At 68.3% G+C, this 16,635-nt stretch carries 15 protein-coding genes; 9 read left to right on the forward strand and 6 right to left on the reverse strand.

Features of this window, described 5'->3' with window-relative positions; translation table 11 throughout:
• Positions 1-69: 69 nt before the first annotated feature.
• The 6 genes from folB to KZC51_RS05675 are packed head-to-tail and all read left to right on the forward strand — an operon-like array spanning position 70 to position 4,667.
• Positions 70-465: a dihydroneopterin aldolase gene (folB, locus tag KZC51_RS05650; RefSeq protein WP_247629033.1), complete on the forward strand. Its 396-nt coding sequence runs from the start codon at positions 70-72 to the stop codon at positions 463-465.
• Positions 462-1,001 (forward strand): 2-amino-4-hydroxy-6-hydroxymethyldihydropteridine diphosphokinase, encoded by a 540-nt coding sequence (gene folK / locus KZC51_RS05655; RefSeq protein ID WP_247629034.1) that lies wholly within the window; start codon positions 462-464, stop codon positions 999-1,001. The genes folB and folK overlap by 4 nt, the downstream gene beginning before the upstream one ends.
• Positions 998-1,480, forward strand: a complete 483-nt coding sequence (locus tag KZC51_RS05660) for a DUF3180 domain-containing protein (RefSeq protein WP_247629035.1) — start codon at positions 998-1,000, stop codon at positions 1,478-1,480. The genes folK and KZC51_RS05660 overlap by 4 nt, the downstream gene beginning before the upstream one ends.
• The gene (locus KZC51_RS05665) at positions 1,431-2,012 is read left to right on the forward strand and encodes a PH domain-containing protein (RefSeq protein ID WP_247629036.1); all 582 of its coding nucleotides are present in this window, start codon (positions 1,431-1,433) and stop codon (positions 2,010-2,012) included. The genes KZC51_RS05660 and KZC51_RS05665 overlap by 50 nt, the downstream gene beginning before the upstream one ends.
• Positions 2,009-3,970 carry a PH domain-containing protein gene (locus tag KZC51_RS05670; RefSeq protein WP_247629037.1) on the forward strand — a complete coding sequence of 654 codons (1,962 nt, stop codon included), beginning with the start codon at positions 2,009-2,011 and terminating at the stop codon, positions 3,968-3,970. Before KZC51_RS05665 ends, KZC51_RS05670 begins: the two co-directional genes overlap by 4 nt.
• Before the next feature lie 4 nt (positions 3,971-3,974).
• Positions 3,975-4,667 (forward strand): DUF2520 domain-containing protein, encoded by a 693-nt coding sequence (locus KZC51_RS05675; protein WP_247629038.1) that lies wholly within the window; start codon positions 3,975-3,977, stop codon positions 4,665-4,667.
• A 30-nt stretch (positions 4,668-4,697) separates the two neighbouring features.
• Here the strand turns inward: KZC51_RS05675 and KZC51_RS05680 are convergent, their stop codons facing one another.
• Complete coding sequence (locus KZC51_RS05680) at positions 4,698-6,548, reverse strand: DUF2207 domain-containing protein (protein WP_247629039.1); 1,851 nt, start codon at positions 6,546-6,548, stop codon at positions 4,698-4,700.
• 82 nt (positions 6,549-6,630) lie between these two features.
• Between KZC51_RS05680 and lysS the strand changes: the two genes are divergently transcribed.
• Positions 6,631-8,175, forward strand: coding sequence for a lysine--tRNA ligase (gene lysS, locus KZC51_RS05685; RefSeq protein WP_247629040.1), 1,545 nt, complete (start codon positions 6,631-6,633; stop codon positions 8,173-8,175).
• Here the strand turns inward: lysS and KZC51_RS05690 are convergent.
• Positions 8,168-9,304 (reverse strand): DUF4192 family protein, encoded by a 1,137-nt coding sequence (locus tag KZC51_RS05690; RefSeq protein ID WP_247629041.1) that lies wholly within the window; start codon positions 9,302-9,304, stop codon positions 8,168-8,170. The genes lysS and KZC51_RS05690 overlap by 8 nt on opposite strands.
• A 124-nt stretch (positions 9,305-9,428) precedes the next feature.
• On the opposite strand from KZC51_RS05690, the gene KZC51_RS05695 reads away from it, so the two are divergent.
• Positions 9,429-9,602 (forward strand): hypothetical protein, encoded by a 174-nt coding sequence (locus KZC51_RS05695; protein ID WP_247629042.1) that lies wholly within the window; start codon positions 9,429-9,431, stop codon positions 9,600-9,602.
• 91 nt (positions 9,603-9,693) lie between these two features.
• Positions 9,694-11,154, forward strand: a complete 1,461-nt coding sequence (gene cls / locus KZC51_RS05700) for a cardiolipin synthase (protein ID WP_247629043.1) — start codon at positions 9,694-9,696, stop codon at positions 11,152-11,154.
• A 128-nt stretch (positions 11,155-11,282) separates the two neighbouring features.
• Here cls and KZC51_RS05705 read toward each other — a convergent pair whose 3' ends face one another.
• The 4 genes from KZC51_RS05705 to KZC51_RS05720 form a co-directional block, all read right to left on the reverse strand.
• Positions 11,283-12,614 (reverse strand): ABC transporter substrate-binding protein, encoded by a 1,332-nt coding sequence (locus KZC51_RS05705; protein ID WP_247629044.1) that lies wholly within the window; start codon positions 12,612-12,614, stop codon positions 11,283-11,285.
• Positions 12,615-12,678: 64 nt separating this feature from the next.
• Positions 12,679-13,575: a carbohydrate ABC transporter permease gene (locus KZC51_RS05710; protein WP_247629045.1), complete on the reverse strand. Its 897-nt coding sequence runs from the start codon at positions 13,573-13,575 to the stop codon at positions 12,679-12,681.
• Positions 13,572-14,498: a carbohydrate ABC transporter permease gene (locus tag KZC51_RS05715; protein ID WP_247629046.1), complete on the reverse strand. Its 927-nt coding sequence runs from the start codon at positions 14,496-14,498 to the stop codon at positions 13,572-13,574. Before KZC51_RS05715 ends, KZC51_RS05710 begins: the two co-directional genes overlap by 4 nt.
• Positions 14,495-16,510, reverse strand: a complete 2,016-nt coding sequence (locus KZC51_RS05720) for a beta-galactosidase (RefSeq protein ID WP_247629047.1) — start codon at positions 16,508-16,510, stop codon at positions 14,495-14,497. Before KZC51_RS05720 ends, KZC51_RS05715 begins: the two co-directional genes overlap by 4 nt.
• Positions 16,511-16,635: the final 125 nt, after the last annotated feature.

Genomic DNA, 16,635 nt, shown 5'->3' on the forward strand with positions numbered 1-16,635 from the left:
GCACGATCTGCGGCTCTTCCTGAGTTGCGAGCAGGCGCGGCGGTCGGGGGTCCGCCGTACGCTAGGGGCATGGATTCCCTCGACCAGATCGCATTGACCGGCCTCACCGTGTTCGGCCGACACGGCGTGTACGACCACGAGCGCGAGAACGGGCAGGAGTTCACGGTCGACCTGCAGTTGTCGTTGTCGCTGGAGCAGGCCGCGGCGACCGATGACGTGCGCGACACCGTGCACTACGGAGAGCTGGCCGAGAAGGTGGCCGCTGTCGTCGCGGGGGAACCGGTGGACCTTATCGAGACGCTCGCCTCGCGGATCGCCGATGTCGCGCTGGAGGACCAGCGGGTACAGTTCGTGACCGTCACCGTGCACAAGCCGCACGCCCCGATCCCGCTCACGTTCACCGATGTCGCGGTCTCCGTGCACCGAGGGCGCAGGCCCGCCGCGCTGGAGGACATCACCGCATGAGCCGCAACCTGACGATCCCGCCGAACATCCCGCCGTCCCGCGGGGGCCGCGCCGAGACGGTCGCCGTCGTCGCCCTCGGTGCCAACCTCGGCGATCGGCAGGCGACCATCCGTGCAGCGGCGGAGCGCATCGCCCGCCTTCCCCTGGTCACGGACGTACGCCTCTCAAGGCTCTTCGAGACCGTCGCCGTGCGCCCCGACGGTCCCGATCCGGATGCCCCCGGCTATGTGAACGCGGTCGCGCTGGTCACCACGCGTCTGGCACCCGAGATCCTTCTCGGGATGCTGCATGCCATCGAGGACGAGAACGGCCGGGAGCGCCATCAGCGGTGGGGCGACCGCACGCTCGACCTCGACCTCATCACGTACGGCGACGTGGTCTCGGACGATCCTCGTGTGCAGCTTCCGCACCCTCGGGCGGCAGAGCGGCTCTTCGTGCTGGAACCCTGGTTGGATCTCGACCCCGACGCCGAACTGCAGGGGCACGGCCGGGTGGCCGACCTCGCCGAAGAGCTGCGGGCGCGAGGCGACGGATGAAGCGGACCTCGGCGGGCCTGCTCGTGGTGCTCGCGCTGTTCGCGGCCGGTGGCGGGTATCTGCTCGATCAGCTGCTCACCGCGGGCGGACGCGCGACCTTCACTCCTTCCCTGCTGCTCCCGGTGCTCCTGCTGCTGATCGCGGCCGCGGCGCTCGGTGTTGCATGGCCGGTGCGGCGCAGCGTGCGCTCCGGTGTCCGCATCGATCCCTTCCGGGCGCTGCGGGCGGCGACGCTTGCGCGCGCATCCAGCCTGGTCGGAGCCCTCATGGCGGGCTTCGGCGGGGGACTCCTGGCGTTCCTGCTGTCCCGCCCCATCGATCCCCCGGTAGGGTCGACAGTGGCGATGCTGGCCCTGATCGGGAGCGCGATCGTGCTCGTGATCGCCGCGCTCATCGCCGAACAGTTCTGCACCCTGCCGAAGGATCCTGATGACTCAGAACCCAGAGACCTCGCCCCTGAACCCGGCAGAGGGCACTGACCTCGCCGCGCTCGACCAGGGCACCTACACGCAGCTGCGGACGGCTCGCAATGAGGCCCGCCTGGAGCTCGACGGCACCTGGCACCAGATCTCGCCACGCTACGTCGTGTCGCAGATCGTGCAGAACGCGATCTTCCTGGTCTTCGTCGTGATCGCCGCGGTCGTGCTCAACGTCGTCCTCTCCCAGGACTGGGTCTGGATCCCCGCCGGCGTCGTGATCCTGATCACCCTCATCACGCTGATCATCCTTCCGCGGCAGGCGAGGGCGATCGGATACATGCTCCGCTCCGACGACATCGTCTTCCGCAAGGGCATCCTGTGGCAGCGGATGATCGCCGTGCCCTACGGTCGCATGCAGCTGGTCGACATCACGCAGGGGCCGCTCGACCGTGCATTCGGGATCACGCAGCTCAAGATGGTGACCGCGGCCGCCACGACCGGCGTGCAGATCCCCGGCCTCACCCAACGTGCGTCCGAGGCGCTGCGCGACACCCTGATCGAAGTCGCCGAGACCCGCCGGACCGGCCTGTGAGCGAGCAGTTCCCGGCACCGCCGACGCCCTCCACCGTGCAGGGCGCGCCGGCCGCAGAGCCCCTGACGCTCGCCGACGGCGAGTGGCACCGGATGCATCCGCTCACGCCGCTCTTCAAGGGCGGGCTGGTGCTGATCGTCGTCGCGGGCATCGTGATCGCGAACATGCGCGACCGGGTCATCGCGTGGGTGGTCGACATCTTCGAGCCTGACGCGCACTACGGGGACTACACCGGAGGCGACCCTGTCGACTGGGTCCTCGAGAACAATCTGATCCTGATCGCGCTGCTCAGCGTGCTGGGGCTGCTGGTCGTGCTGATCCTGGTGTTCTGGTTCATCTGGCGCTTCCACCAGTTCCGCATCACCGGCGATCACGTCGAGGTGCGCAAGGGGCTCGTCTTCCGCTCGCACCGCCGTGCCCCGCTCGACCGAGTGCAGGGCGTGAACCTCACCCGCCCGTTCCCTGCCCGCATCATCGGCCTCGCCAAGCTCGAGGTCGTCGGAGCAGGCAACGACGCGAACGTCGAGCTCGAGTACCTGGCCACCGGACGTGCGGAATCGGTCCGCGCCGACATCCTCCGCCTCGCGTCCGGCGCTCGCGCTGCACGACAGACTGCGACGAATGCGGCCTCCGGCGGTCCGACCGCCCCGGCGACCGCTCGCGCCCAGCTCGTCGGATCGATGAACGACGGTGTCACCGGCATGATCACCGGCGTCGATCTGGCCGACGTCGCTCCGGAGAGCGTCGTCAAGATCCCCACCGGTCGCCTGGTCGGCTCGCAGCTGATCTCGGGTGTGCTCTGGGTGGTGTTCTTCGGACTCATCTTCGCGGTCGCGATCGGCGGCATCTCGATCGGTGCGCTGCTCGACGGAGAGGCCGTGAGCGGATTCATCGGACTGGGCCTCGTGCTCGGCATGGGCATCCCGTTCATGATCGCCGTCGTGGGTATCACCTGGGCACAGATCTCCAAGTCGCTGCGGTACTCGATCGCGCCGACCCCCGACGGGGTGCGCATCACCTACGGCCTGCTCACCACGGTCACCGAGACGCTTCCGCCCGGCCGCATCTTCGCGGTCGAGGTCTCGCAGTCGCTGCTGTGGCGGCCGTTCGGCTGGTGGACGATCAAGATCAACAGGATGAGCGGCAAGAGCGCCTCGGCGCAGCAGTCGGGCAGCGCCCAGCAGTTCAACGTGGTGCTCCCGGTCGGCAAGCGTCCGGATGTCGAGCGTGTGCTGGGGCTGATCCTCCCCGATGTTCCCGCGAGCGACATCCCCCTCATCTGGGAGCACGGCGTGCTCGGACCGGTCGAGGGAGATCCGTACCGCACCATCCCGAAGCGTGCGTGGTGGCGCCGTCCGGTGTCGTGGAAGCGCCACGGCTTCGCGGTCACGGAGTTCGGCCTGCTGCTGCGCCGCGGCGTCGTGTGGCGCAAGCTCGCGGTGTTCCCGCTCGCGCGTCTGCAGGGCGTATCGCTGTCACAGGGGCCGATCGATCGCGCGCAGCGCGTGTCGGGTGCCCAGGTGCACACGGCGCCCGGGCCGATCACGGGAATGCTCTCCGGGCTCGAGCGCGATGATGCGCTCTCGCTGCTGGATGACGTGAGCCGTCTGGCCGCGGCCGCGGCGGCGCGGGACACCACCCACCGCTGGAGTGCGGCGGCGAACGCGGCTCCGGTCGCGCCTCCCGCGGCTCCTGCGCCCCCGATCCCGGGAGCCCCGATGCCGCCGACGCCGCCCGCAGCACCGTTCGGGGGAGCTCCGGCTCCGTCGGCGCCTCCGGCTCCGCCCGTGCTGCCTCCTGCTCCGCCGGTCGGGCCTCCTGCTCCGCCCGCTGCGCAGCCTGCCCCGCCGGCCGGGCCTCCTGCTCCGCCGGTGCCGCCCGCACCCCCCGCTCCGCCGGTGCCGCCCGCACCACCCGCTCCGCCGGTGCCGCCGGTCGTGCCTCCGACGACGGACTGATCGCATGGTGCGAGACGGACGCCTCGGCGTCGGCATCATCGGTGCAGGTCGTGTGGGCCCGGTGATCGGCGCGGCGCTCGGCGGCGCGGGCCACGCCGTCGTCGGCATCACGAGCGGCTCGGATGACGAGCGTGCCTCGGCCGTGCTGCCGGATGTGCCGGTGCTGGACGCGCTCGAGGTCGTCCGTCGTGCCGAACTCGTCATCCTCGCCGTGCCGCACGACCAGCTGCCGTCGCTCGTCGCCGGCATCGCCGAGGTCGGAGGATGGCAGATCGGCCAGCTGGTGCTGCATACCGATCCGGCGTATGGCATCGAGGTGCTGCGCCCTGCCGCCGAGCGCGGCGCGATCCCGTTGGCCGTCCACCCGGCGATCACTTTCACGGGCACGTCGATCGACCTCCGGCAGCTCCCTGCGAGCTTCGCGGCCGTGACCGCGCCCGCTGCCGTGCTGCCGATCGCCCAGGCTCTCGCCGTGGAGATGGGATGCGAGCCGGTCGTCATCGCCGAAGGTGACCGGGCCGTCTATGCCGACGCCATCCAGACCGCGGCGGACTTCTCCCGCTCGATCATCGGACAGTCCACCGCCCGGCTGCGGGAGATCGGCGTGGAGAACCCCGGCGGCTACCTCTCGGCCCTGGTGCAGTCGACGGTCGAGCGGGCGCTGCGCGAAGCATCCGATCCGCCGCCGGTGCTCTGATCCGCGGTCGCGGACCAGGGCGCTGTCGCGTCAGCGACCGCCGGAGAAACCTCCGCCACCTCCGCCGCCGGAGAAGCCGCCGCCGAAGGATCCTCCGGCGCTCGACGAACTGCTCGTCGACGGCGCCGTATAGCTCGCGGCCTGGTGAGACGACATCGCGAACGCGGCGAGCTGCATACGCAGGAAGGGGGAGGTCGGGTCGCCGATCCAGCCGGGGCCGCGCTGCTCCACGGAGTAGGCGTGCTCCAGCACGCGACCCCACTCGTCTTCCATCCCGAACAGCATCGCGTAGGGGAGCAGCCGTTCGTAGACCAGGATGACGTTTGCGGAGCCGTCCTGGCGTCGTTCTGCCCCGCTGTACGACTGCAGCATGCGCAGCCGGTCCTCCTCGGCGACGCGGATGAACTCCTCGACGCCCCTCAGATACTCGAGCTGCCTGGCCCCCTCGACCGTCAACACGGTGTGCTTCGAGAACGTGTAGAAGCTCGAGATCAGCACGAGCACCACTCCGAAGCTGATCGCGACCATCGCGGGGATCGCGGAGATGCGTCCGCCGATCACGCCGGACAGGCCGATCGCGAGGCCGACCGCCCCGACGGCGATCGCGCACCACTGCAGGATCATCGCGCTGCGGCTGCGCGCAGTGGTGGTGTACCCGCGGGTCTCCGCAGCCGCCTTGCCACTCTGCTGCAACGCCGCCATGCGCTCGGCGAAGGTCTCGCTCGACGAGGGGATCGCAGCGACGCCGTCGCCGTCCGCTCCGACGAACAGCGCATCGAGTGCTTCGACGTCGAGCTGGTCAGGGATCCGTGTGCCGGAGAGCCGGCGCAGACGCGGCTGCTCGAGTTCCGATCCCTCTTCGATGCGCAGGGTTCCTCGCACCGCGAGGTGCACGATCTCGGCGGGGATCGGATCCTTCGCACCCGGGACGATCGCGGCTGCGAGCAGCGGGGGCATCGAATCGGGCACGTCGTACTGTGCGACGATGATGCCGTCGGCCGTGCGGCGGCGTCGCGCGGTGGCGGAGACCGCGATCCAGCCGCCGGCGGAGAGCCCCACCGAGCCCACCGCAGCGATCGCGGGACCGATGTCGGTGATCGCGTTCGGCTGCCGTGCGGGTGCCTGTGCGACCGTTGCCGGATCGAAGCCGATCGCGACGGTCACCCCGTCTCCGGCCGCGCGCTCGCCGGATTCGACGTGGAACACCGCGGTGTCGCCGTCGACCTCCGGTCCCTGGATCGGGCACTCGGTAGAGGAGCCGGAGAACCCGGAATAGCAGCGGGCCGATCCGGTGAGGTGGCCGCTCATGGTGGCGTCTACCACGATGTCGGCGCTGAAAGATTCGATCGCCTGCGTGCTGTCGAGGGGGAGGAGGTCCCAGTAGAACTCGTCGACGCCGTTGTCGGCCGCCAGGATCACATCGCGCATCGAGTATTCGATCACGTAGGTGTTCAGGCCCCGCACATAGTCGTCCGTGCCGGTGAGGATGTAGAGCACCCCGTCGTCGGTCTCGGTCTCGAACGGCACATCGGCGCCGGTCTCGTCGGTGACGGACAGCACCGTGGTGTCGGTCCAGGCGCCTTCGTAGCTGGTGGCGAGGCCACGCACGATCCCTCGGTTCTGGTCGAAGTCGGGAAAACGAGCGACCAAGGTCTCGGTGACGTGCATCCGTGAACGGCCGTCGTCGTCCCGTCCGATCTCGTAACGCGCATCCCACGAGGCGTAGGAGAAGGCATCGACGTCGTCATCGGCGACAGGCGCGGCGGCGAGGGCTGGGGCGGTCTCCGGCGTGGAGGCCGCTGCCGCTGACGGCATCAGCGCAAGGCCGGAGACGGCGAGAGCGAGCGCGGCGAACGTGCGGGCGATCCGTGTGACGACCATACTTCGAGGCTACCCAGGCGACGCCCACGGGGCTGCACCCGACCTCGGTAAACTGGACACGACTTTTCAAGGAGCCCCGCACATGACTGACGCGTCCGCCGCGCCCGAGCAGAACCCGAAGAACGACCCTTCCCTGGGTGCGGGTGATGACGACATCCACGAGCAGAAGGCCGTGCGGCTCGCCAAGCGCGAGCGCCTGATCGAGAAGCGGGCGGATGCTGCGGGCGGGGCTTTCCCCGTGGCCGTCCCCGTGACCCACGCGATCCCGGCGCTCCGTGCAGAGTACGGCGAGCTCGAAGCCGGTGCCGAGACCGGTGTCGTGGTCGGCGTCGCCGGACGTGTGGTCTTCAGCCGCAACACCGGCAAGCTCTGCTTCGCGACGCTCCAGGCCGGAGACGGCTCGCGCATCCAGGCCATGATCTCGCTCGCGAACGTCGGGGAGGACTCCCTCGCGGACTGGAAGGAGTACGTCGACCTCGGCGACCATGTCTTCGTGCACGGAGAGGTCATCTCCAGCCGCCGCGGCGAGCTGTCGATCATGGCGGATGCCTGGGCCATCGCCGCGAAGGCGGTCCTGCCGCTGCCGAACGCCTACTCCGAGCTGAGCGAAGAGGGCCGCGTGCGCAGCCGCTACCTCGACCTGATCGTGCGTGAGCAGGCCCGCACCACCGTGCGCGCCCGCGCTGCCGTGAACGCGAGCCTGCGGGCGACGTTCACCTCGCACGACTACCTCGAGGTCGAGACGCCCATGCTGCAGGTGCAGCACGGCGGCGCCTCCGCGCGCCCGTTCGTCACCCATTCGAACGCTTTCGACACCGAGCTGTACCTGCGCATCGCGCCGGAGCTCTACCTCAAGCGCGCCGTCGTCGGCGGCATCGAGCGGGTGTACGAGATCAACCGCAACTTCCGCAACGAGGGTGCCGACTCCACGCACAGCCCGGAGTTCGCGATGCTCGAGGCATACCAGGCCTACGGTGACTACAACCAGATGGCCGCGCTCACACAGGAGCTCGTGCAGAATGCCGCGATCGCGGTGTCCGGCTCGACCACAGTGACCTGGGCCGACGGCACCGAGTACGACCTGGGCGGGGAGTGGGACCGCATCTCGATGTACGAGTCGCTCTCCGCGGCGTCGGGTCGTACCGTCACGCCGCAGGACGCGGTCGAGGACCTGATCGCCTTCGCCGAGGCGAACGGCGTCGACGTGCCGCCGCAGGCCACGCACGGAAAGCTCGTGGAAGAGCTGTGGGAGCACTTCGTGAAGGGCGACCTCGTGCGGCCGACGTTCGTGATGGACTTTCCCGTCGACACCTCCCCGCTCGTGCGCGAGCACCGCTCGATCGACGGTGTCGTGGAGAAGTGGGACCTGTACATCCGCGGGTTCGAGCTCGCGACCGGGTACTCGGAGCTCGTCGACCCCGTGATCCAGCGCGAGCGTTTCGTGGAGCAGGCGAAGCTCGCCGCCCGCGGCGACGTCGAGGCCATGCCGATCGACGAGGAGTTCTTGCGCGCCCTCGAGCACGGCATGCCGCCGTCCGGTGGCATGGGCATGGGCATCGACCGGCTGCTCATGGCGATCACGGGACTCGGCATTCGCGAGACGATCCTCTTCCCGCTCGTCAAGTAGTCGGCCCCTCGGGAGCAGTCGCGGTGCGCCGGAACGTCCATTCCGGCAGCAGCGTGGCTTCGATCATCGTGCGCAACAGCGCGGCCAGCCCGTAGTCCGGGTCGATCTCGTGCACGAGGTCGAGGTAGTGACCCGCGTGGCTGGAGCGGCCCAGGGCCCAGGACAGCCATGCGGCAGCCGTGAGCGGCCCAGGACGAGACGCACGAGGCGCGGCGGCGGCGGCATGCCGGACCACTCCGAGCGCGAGTCGGAGACGATCGGCGTCGGGCGCCGGCCCCATGCCCAGGAACACTGCCCCCAGGTCGTCCGAGATCATGTGACCGTCGCGTGCGAACGACAGCTGCGCCTGGAGCGTGCGGATCCCCCCGTCCATTCCCGTGGCCCACTGTGCGAGCGCGACGTCGCGGAAGACCGGGCGGTCCAGGCACCAGAGCAGCGCGGCCGTGGTCGAGGGCGACGCATCTTCCGGCTTCTCGAGCATCGACTCGAAGAATGCGGGGATGTCGGCCAGCGCGACGATCCCTGCGAGCGCTGCCGGACTCTCGCGGCCGGTCAGCGGGCCGATCGCGTCGTGATCGAGCAACTCGCCGATCTCGTTCAGGGCGCGGGCGACCCGCTCCTTTCTGGCGAGGTCGGCCACCGGCAGTGCTGTTCCGGCCAGCTGATCCCCCGCGACATCTCCGAGCCCTGGTACCTCCGGCACCGGTCCGAGCTCGTCGAGATCGCCCAGGCGCGGTTCGTCGGCCAGGTAGCTCGACCATCCCCGCGGTGTCACGCACAGGGCGTCGACGATGCGCAGCCCCGCGTCTTCCGCGCGCCAGAGGAGCTCGTCCACAGCGACCGCGACAGGCAGCACGAGTCCGTCGACCGTCTGCTCCGGACCGTCGTCGGAATAGACGACGACGGCGACGGCATCCGTTCCGGTCACACGGGAGATGAGGCCGACCGCTGCGTCGGCGTATGCCTCGAGATCGGTGTCGGCCGTCGGCAGGTCGAGACGCATAGCGCCGTGCGTGCGAGAGCCCTGGAACGGAAGGAGCACGACGCTGCGGCGCGGGGTGAAGCCGGCGAGGGCCGGGACGATGCCGAGGAAATCGGCGGAATCTGAAGCACGGAGAACTGTGGTCATGCACCGAGTGTCGGGGCGGTGGCAGGGCGGGCGGGGCGGAATCGAGTGATGTGGATGGAATCGGTCGAACGCTGCGGGTGGGGACGAAGAGTCGGGTAGGGCGATCGCCGCGTACCATGGGGGTATGGAGAACTTCTGGCTCGCAGTGGCATGGTCGCTCTTGCCGACCATCGGCGTCAGCATCGTCTTCTTCATGGTCGTCCGTGGCATCCTCCGCTTCGACCGCACCGAGCGCAAAGTGCACGCGCAGATCGAGGCGGAAGAGCGCGCTGCGCGCGGCCTCCCTCCCCGCTCCTGAGCGCCGTCGCACGCATCGGCTACTGTGTAGCCAGCGCACGGGAGCCCGTGCCGGCCTGGCGCGATCGTCGACGCAGGGGTGAGGGGACACGATGACCGCGGAGACCTGGGGATGGTGGTTCGCCGCATTCCTGCTGCTGCTCGACCTCGTCATCCGAGTGACGGCGATCATCGTGATCCCGCGAAATCGTCGTCCCACCGCCGCGATGGCCTGGCTGCTGGCCGTGTTCTTCATCCCGTTCGTCGGCGTGTTCCTCTTCCTCCTGATCGGAAACCCCCGCCTGCCTCGTGCGAGGCGTCGCAAACAGGACCAGATCAACGAGTACATCGCTGAGACCAGCGAGCACCTCCACTTCGGCACGCTGCGTCCGAATGCGCCGGCGTGGTTCGGGCCGGTGGTCCAGATGAACCAGAAGCTCGGGGCGCTCCCGCTCTCCGGCGACAATGGCGCGCACCTCATCTCGGACTACCAGGAGTCGCTCGACGAGATGGCAGAGGCCATCCGCACGGCGCAGGCGTACGTGCACGTCGAGTTCTACATCCTGCAATCCGATGAGGCGACCGACAACTTCTTCCGGGCCCTCGAGGAGGTCTGCGCGCGCGGTGTCGAGGTGCGCGTGCTCCTGGATCACTGGGCGAACCGCTGGAAGCCTCGCTACCGCGAGACCATCCGTCGTCTCGACGCGATGGGTGCCGACTGGCACCTGATGCTGCCGGTGCAGCCGCTGAAGGGGCGCATGCAGCGTCCCGACCTGCGCAACCACCGCAAGCTTCTGGTGGTCGACGGCGTCGTGGCGTTCCTGGGCTCGCAGAACGTGACGGATTCGACCTACAACCTCCCCAAGAACATCAAGAGGGGCCTGCACTGGGTCGATCTGATGGTCCGCCTCGACGGCCCCGTGGTGCTGAGCGTGAACGCGATCTTCGTCGCGGACTGGTACAGCGAGACCGACACGGTGCTGGAGGGCATCGACATCACACATGCTGAGATCGGCTCCGGCGACCTCGACTGCCAGGTCGTGCCATCGGGGCCGGGGTTCGAGGTCGAGAACAACCTGCGTCTGTTCCTCGGGCTGCTGTACGCGGCGAAGCAGCGCATCATGATCGTGAGCCCCTACTTCGTGCCCGACGAGGCCCTGCTGCTGGCAGTCACGGCTGCGGTCGATCGTGGCGTCAACGTCGAGCTCTTCGTGTCGGAAGAGGGCGATCAGGCGATAGTCTACCACGCCCAGCGGAGCTACTACGAGGTGCTGCTCAAAGCGGGCGTGCGCATCTGGATGTATCGCAAGCCGTACATCCTGCACACCAAGAGCCTGACGATCGACGACGAGGTCGCCGTGATCGGGTCCAGCAACATGGACATGCGCTCGTTCGGTCTGAACCTCGAGGTCTCGATGCTCGTCCGCGGTGAGGAGTTCGTCACGGAGATGCGCGAGGTCGAAGACAAGTACCGCTCGCTGAGCCGCGAGCTGACGCTGGAGGAGTGGATGCAGCAGCCGTTGCGCTCCACCGTGCTCGACAACCTCGCCCGGCTCACCTCCGCGCTGCAGTAGACAAGCACTTCAGGAGACAAGCACTTCAGGCGCTCGTCCCACGGTGTGACGCAGCATCCCCGGATACGACGATGCCGCGGGAACCAGCGCTGGGCTGGCTCCCGCGGCATCGCGGTGGGCGGATCAGATCACTCGGCGACGGGGATCGCCTGTGCCTTCAGCGTCGAGATCGTCGACTCCTGTGCGGACTTCAGCGACTCCAGCAGCGTCCCCTGTCCCGTGACGGCCTTCTGGAAGCCGTCCGACACGTCGGCGTACGTCTGCGTCATGGTCGGGCCCCACACGAAGTCGGGGTTGACCTGCGCCGCCGCCTCGGCGAACACGTCGTAGATGGGCTGGCCGCCGTAGAACTCGACGCCCTCCTTGAGCGACGCGAGGTTGAGCCCGTCGGTGGTCGCCGGGTAGATGTTGGCCGACTTGTTCAGTGCGGTCAGCGCCTCATCCGAGGTGTTCAGCCACAGCGCGAACTTCGTCGCCTCGTAGAGGTGCTCGCTGCCCTTGAAGACCGCGACCGATGAGCCGCCCCAGTTGCCCGAGCTCGTGCCGCCCGCCTCCCACTGCGGGGATGCCGCGACGGACCACTTGCCTGCGGTGTCGGGAGCGCCGCTCGCGATCGAGTTCGCACCCCACACGGCGGAGTTCCACGACCACACCTCGCCCGAGTTGTAGGCGTTGTTCCACTCCTCGGTCCAGGCCGGGTAGGTCGAGACGAGGTCCTCGTCGAGGAGTTCCTGCCAGTAGTCGGCGACCTGGGTGGTCGCGTCGTCTGTCAGGTCGACGGTCCACTTCTCGCCGTCGTTCGCGAACCATCCGCCGTTGTTCTGCCACACGAATCCGGCGAACTGGTTGATGTCGGCGGTGGAGAAGTCGGTGAAGTAGCCACCGGCTGCGCGGATCTTCACTGCGGCGGCCTTGTACTCCTCCCACGTCGTGGGCACGTCGATGCCGTTCGCCTCGAACAGGTCGGAGCGGTAGAACAGCGCCATGGGGCCGGAGTCCTGCGGGATGCCGTACACGCCGTCCTCGCTGCCGAGCGTGACCTGGCCCCACGTCCACGGGATGAACTCGTCCTCAGCCGCCACGACGTCTTCGCACGCGGAGAGGTCGGCGAGGCCGTCCTGCACGCGGAAGCTCGACAGTGCGTCGTACTCGATCTGGCCGAGGTCGGGAGCGTTGCCGGCCTTGAGCTGGCTGAAGAAGCTCTGGTAGGTGCCGGAGTTGCCGTTCGGTCCGGTCTGGACCTTCACCTGGATGTCGGGGTTCTCCTCGTTCCACATCGCGGCGACATCCTCGATGCCGGGGATCCACGACGTGAACTCGAGCGTGACCTTGCCGTCTGCGGGGGTGCAGGTGGCAGCATCCGCGCTACCGTCCGTGCCACTGCCTGCCGTGCATCCCGCCAGCGCGATGGCGCTGAGCAGTGCGACGCCGGTGGCGACTGCCCTCTTGGTGTGCTGCATGATCTTCCTCTTTCGGTGGGTGTTTCGGGTGTACAGGGAGGCCGCCGGGGTCCGGCGGCGTGAGTCATTTCACAGAGCCGTTGCCGAGGCCGCTCTGCCAGAACCGCTGGAGCATCAGGAACGCGATGATCAGCGGGATGATCGACAGGAACGACCCGACGAGCACATAGGTGCGCAGTTCAGGGATCTGGTTGAGCTGCGTGTTCCACGCGAACAGTCCGTAGGTGATGGGGAACAGCTCCTGGCTGCGCAGCATGATCAGCGGCAGGAAGAAGTTGTTCCAGATGGTGACGAACTGGAAAAGGAAGACCGTGATCAGCGCGGGGGTCATCAGTCGGACGGAGATCGTGAAGAACGTGCGCACCTCGCCGGCGCCGTCCAGACGGCCGGCTTCGATGAGCTCGTCCGGCACCGACGCCGAGGCGAAGATGCGCGTCAGGTACACGCCGAACGGACTCACGATGCTCGGCAGCAGCACCGCCCAGAACGTGTTCGTGAGGTTGACCTGGCTGAACAGCAGGAACAGCGGCAGCGCGAGTGCCGTGGCCGGAACGAGCACGCCGCCCAGCACGACGTTGAAGAACAGCTCGCGTCCGGGGAACGTGTACTTCGCCAGCGCATAGCCGCACATGCCGGCGAACACCGTCGCGAGCAGGGCGCCGAGGCCGGCGTAGCCGATGCTGTTGAGGATCCAGCGCAGATAGATGCCGCCGTCGTAGGTGAAGAGGTCGCCGATGTTCTCGAACAGGTTCCAGTCCGCGAACCAGAGCGGAGCCGTGGTGAGCAGATCGCCGCGGTCCTTGGTGGATGCGATGAAGAGCCACCAGATCGGCGTGAGGAAGTAGAGCGTGAACACGCCCATGATCAACATCGCGGCGCCGCGGGAGATGAGGCTCTCGCGAGGCCCGCGTGGGCTCAGATCGTCGGCGGTCGCGCCGCGCTTCAGAGTCAGCATGCTCATTGCTCAGCCTTCCGCTGGGAGATCTTCAGGAATGTGAACGACAGGATGAACGTCGCCAGTGCCAGCACCACCGAGAAGGCGGCCGCGAGGTTCGTGTTCGGGATCGAGTTGGTGGCGTAGATGGTCATGTTCGGCGTGAACGTGCTCGACACGGCAGCGCTGAACGACCGGAACACCTGGGGTTCGGCGAGGAGCTGGAAGGTGCCGATGATCGAGAACACCGTGGTGAGGACGAGGGCAGGGGCGACCATCGGGATCTTGATGGACCAGGCGATGCGGATCTGCCCGGCGCCGTCGAGCCGCGCCGCCTCGTAGACCTCGGCGGGGATCGCCAGAAGGGCGGAGTAGATGATCAGCATGTTGTAGCCGACGAAGACCCAGGTCACGACGTTCGCGATCGACCACAGCACCATCTCGGGGGAGAGGAAGTCGATCGAGCGCGTGACGTCGGTGAACGGCGACAGGTTGGGGGAGTAGAGGAAACCCCACATGATCGCGGCGATCACACCGGGCACCGCGTACGGTGCGAAGAACGCGAGGCGGAAGAACTTCTTGCCCTTCAGCACGGGGGAATCCAGCAGCAGCGCGAACAGAAGTGCCAGGCCGAGCATCACGGGCACCTGGACGATGCCGAACAGCAGCACCCGACCCACGGACTCCCAGAACGGAGCGTTCGCGAAGACATTGGCGTACTGCGTGAACCCGCCGAACACCTGCTGCGGCTGACCGTACGTGCCCTCGCGCTCGACGACGAGCAGCGACTGGTAGATCGCGTAGCCGATCGGGATGAGGTAGAAGAGCAGGAACAGCACGCCGAACGGGCCGGCGAAGAACGTGATCGCGCCCTTGTGCGGGGTGAATCGACGACCTGGTTGCTTTCGCCCCCTCCCCGACTCGGTGACGAGCAGCTGTGTGGCGGTCATGCGATCGACTCCTCTCGAATGATGCGCACGGCTCCGGCCGGCACGACGACGTGCCCGTCCACCGCTGTCTCGGTGACGAGGTCGAGGCCGGTGGCGTCGACGGTCACCTCCGCGGCACCGTGGTTGACGATGAACAGATAGGACTGGTCCGCGCCGCGGCGCCGCACGAGCTCGAGTGCGCCGAGTTCGCCGATGACGGATGCCGGTGGCGTGAGGCCGACGTCGGCGACGATGCGCGCCATCAGGTCGCGGTAGGCGTCGGCGTTCGGGAGCGTGGCGAGGTACCACGCGGTCCCCCCACCCCAGCTGTTGCGCGTGATCGCGGGGGAGCCGTCGGCGGCGCCTCCGGTGAACGAGGCCACCACCTCGGCGGTGGTGGCGCGTCCCCGCTCCGACCACAGGCGTGCGTCCGAGCCGTCGCTCAGGCGCACGACCGTGCCCGCCGCGACCGGGGCGAACTCCTCGATGCGCACGCCCAGCGCGTCGCGGAACGGGCCGGTGTAGCCACCGGTGAAGATGCGATCCTGCTCGTCGACCGTGCCGCTGTAGAACGTGACCAGGGCGGTTCCGCCCGCGGCGATCCAGTCGGTGATGACTGTCGCGTCCTCCGTGCGCACGAGGTGCAGACCGGGCACGACCACCAGCCGATAGCCGTCGAGGTCGCTGCCGGGGCGCACGATGTCGACGGTGATGCCGAGGTCGTGCAGCGCCGTGTAGGCGGCGTGCATCTGATCCAGGTACCCGATCGAATGGCTAGGGCGGGCGTCGGCATCGGTCGCCCACCAGGCCTCCCAGGAGAAGACGATCGCCGCGTGCGCCTCGACGCGCGAGCCGGTCACCTCCGACAGGCGTCCCAGCGTGGCGCCGAGCTCCGACACCTCACGCCAGACGGCGGTGTCGGTGCCGGCGTGCGGGAGCATCGCGGAGTGGAACTTCTCGCTGCCCTGCACCGACGCGCGCCACTGGAAGAAGCAGATGCCGTCCGCGCCGCGGGCCACGTGGGTGAGGGAGTTGCGCAGCAGCTCGCCATCGCCCTTGGGCAGGTTGAGCGGCTGCCAGTTCACGGCACCGGTGGAGTGCTCCATCAGCAGCCACGGTGCGCCCTGAGCGAGCCCGCGCGTCAGATCGGCGTTGAAGGCGAGCTCGGAGGTGGGGTCGGCGAGGCGGTGGTCGAGGTAGTGGTCGTTCGCCACGATGTCCATGTCATCGGCCCACGACCAGTAGTCGAGGTTCTCGATGTGGGTGGTGACCATGAAGTTGGTCGTGATCGGTCGCGGGCTGAGCGGGCGGATGACCTCGGCCTCTGCCCGGTAGTAGTCGATCAGCTGGTCCGAGCTGAAGCGGTGGAAGTCCAGCGTCTGACCGGGGTTGCGCAGCGACAGGGTGGCGCGCGGGGGCAGGATCTCGGACCACTCGCGGTACGTCTGGCTCCAGAACGAGGTGCCCCACGCCGCGTTGAGGGCGCCGATGTCCTGATACCGCTCGCGAAGCCACAGGCGGAAGGCCGCGGCGCTCTCGTCGCAGTAGCAGAGGGCGTTGTGGCACCCGAGCTCGTTCGACACGTGCCACAGCTCCACGGCGGGGTGATCGCCGTAGCGCCGGGCCACCTGCTCGACCAGCGAGAGTGCGGCGGTGCGGAAGATCGCCGAGCTGGGGCAGAACGCCTGGCGTCCGCCGGGGTAGCGCCGCGTGCCGTCCTCGACCATGGGCAGGATCTCGGGGTGCGCGGTGGTGAGCCACGCCGGGGGAGAGGCGGTGCCGGTTCCCAGGTTGACCCGGATGCCGCCGGCGTGCAGTCGCGCGATGATGTCGTCGAGGCGGGAGAAGTCGTACTCGCCGGCGCGGGGCTCGATGTGCGCCCATCCGAAGATGTTGATCGCGACCAGGTCGACGCCGATCTCCCGCATCAGGGCGATGTCCTCGTCCCACACCTCGGGAGTCCACTGCTCCGGGTTGTAGTCGCAGCCGAAGGCGATGCCGTCGTGGGTGAAGGGCCGTGCGGGGGTGGTCATGCGCTCCTCAGATCTGTGAACGTGCACAGCGTGGAGCGCGAATTCTCGGCGCTGAGACTCTGTGAACGTGTACAGACTAAACATCCCCACTCCGCGGTGTCAACAACAACCTCCAGGTGTGCGCG

The organism is Microbacterium croceum (genome assembly GCF_023091245.1).
Lineage (GTDB): Bacteria > Actinomycetota > Actinomycetes > Actinomycetales > Microbacteriaceae > Microbacterium > Microbacterium croceum.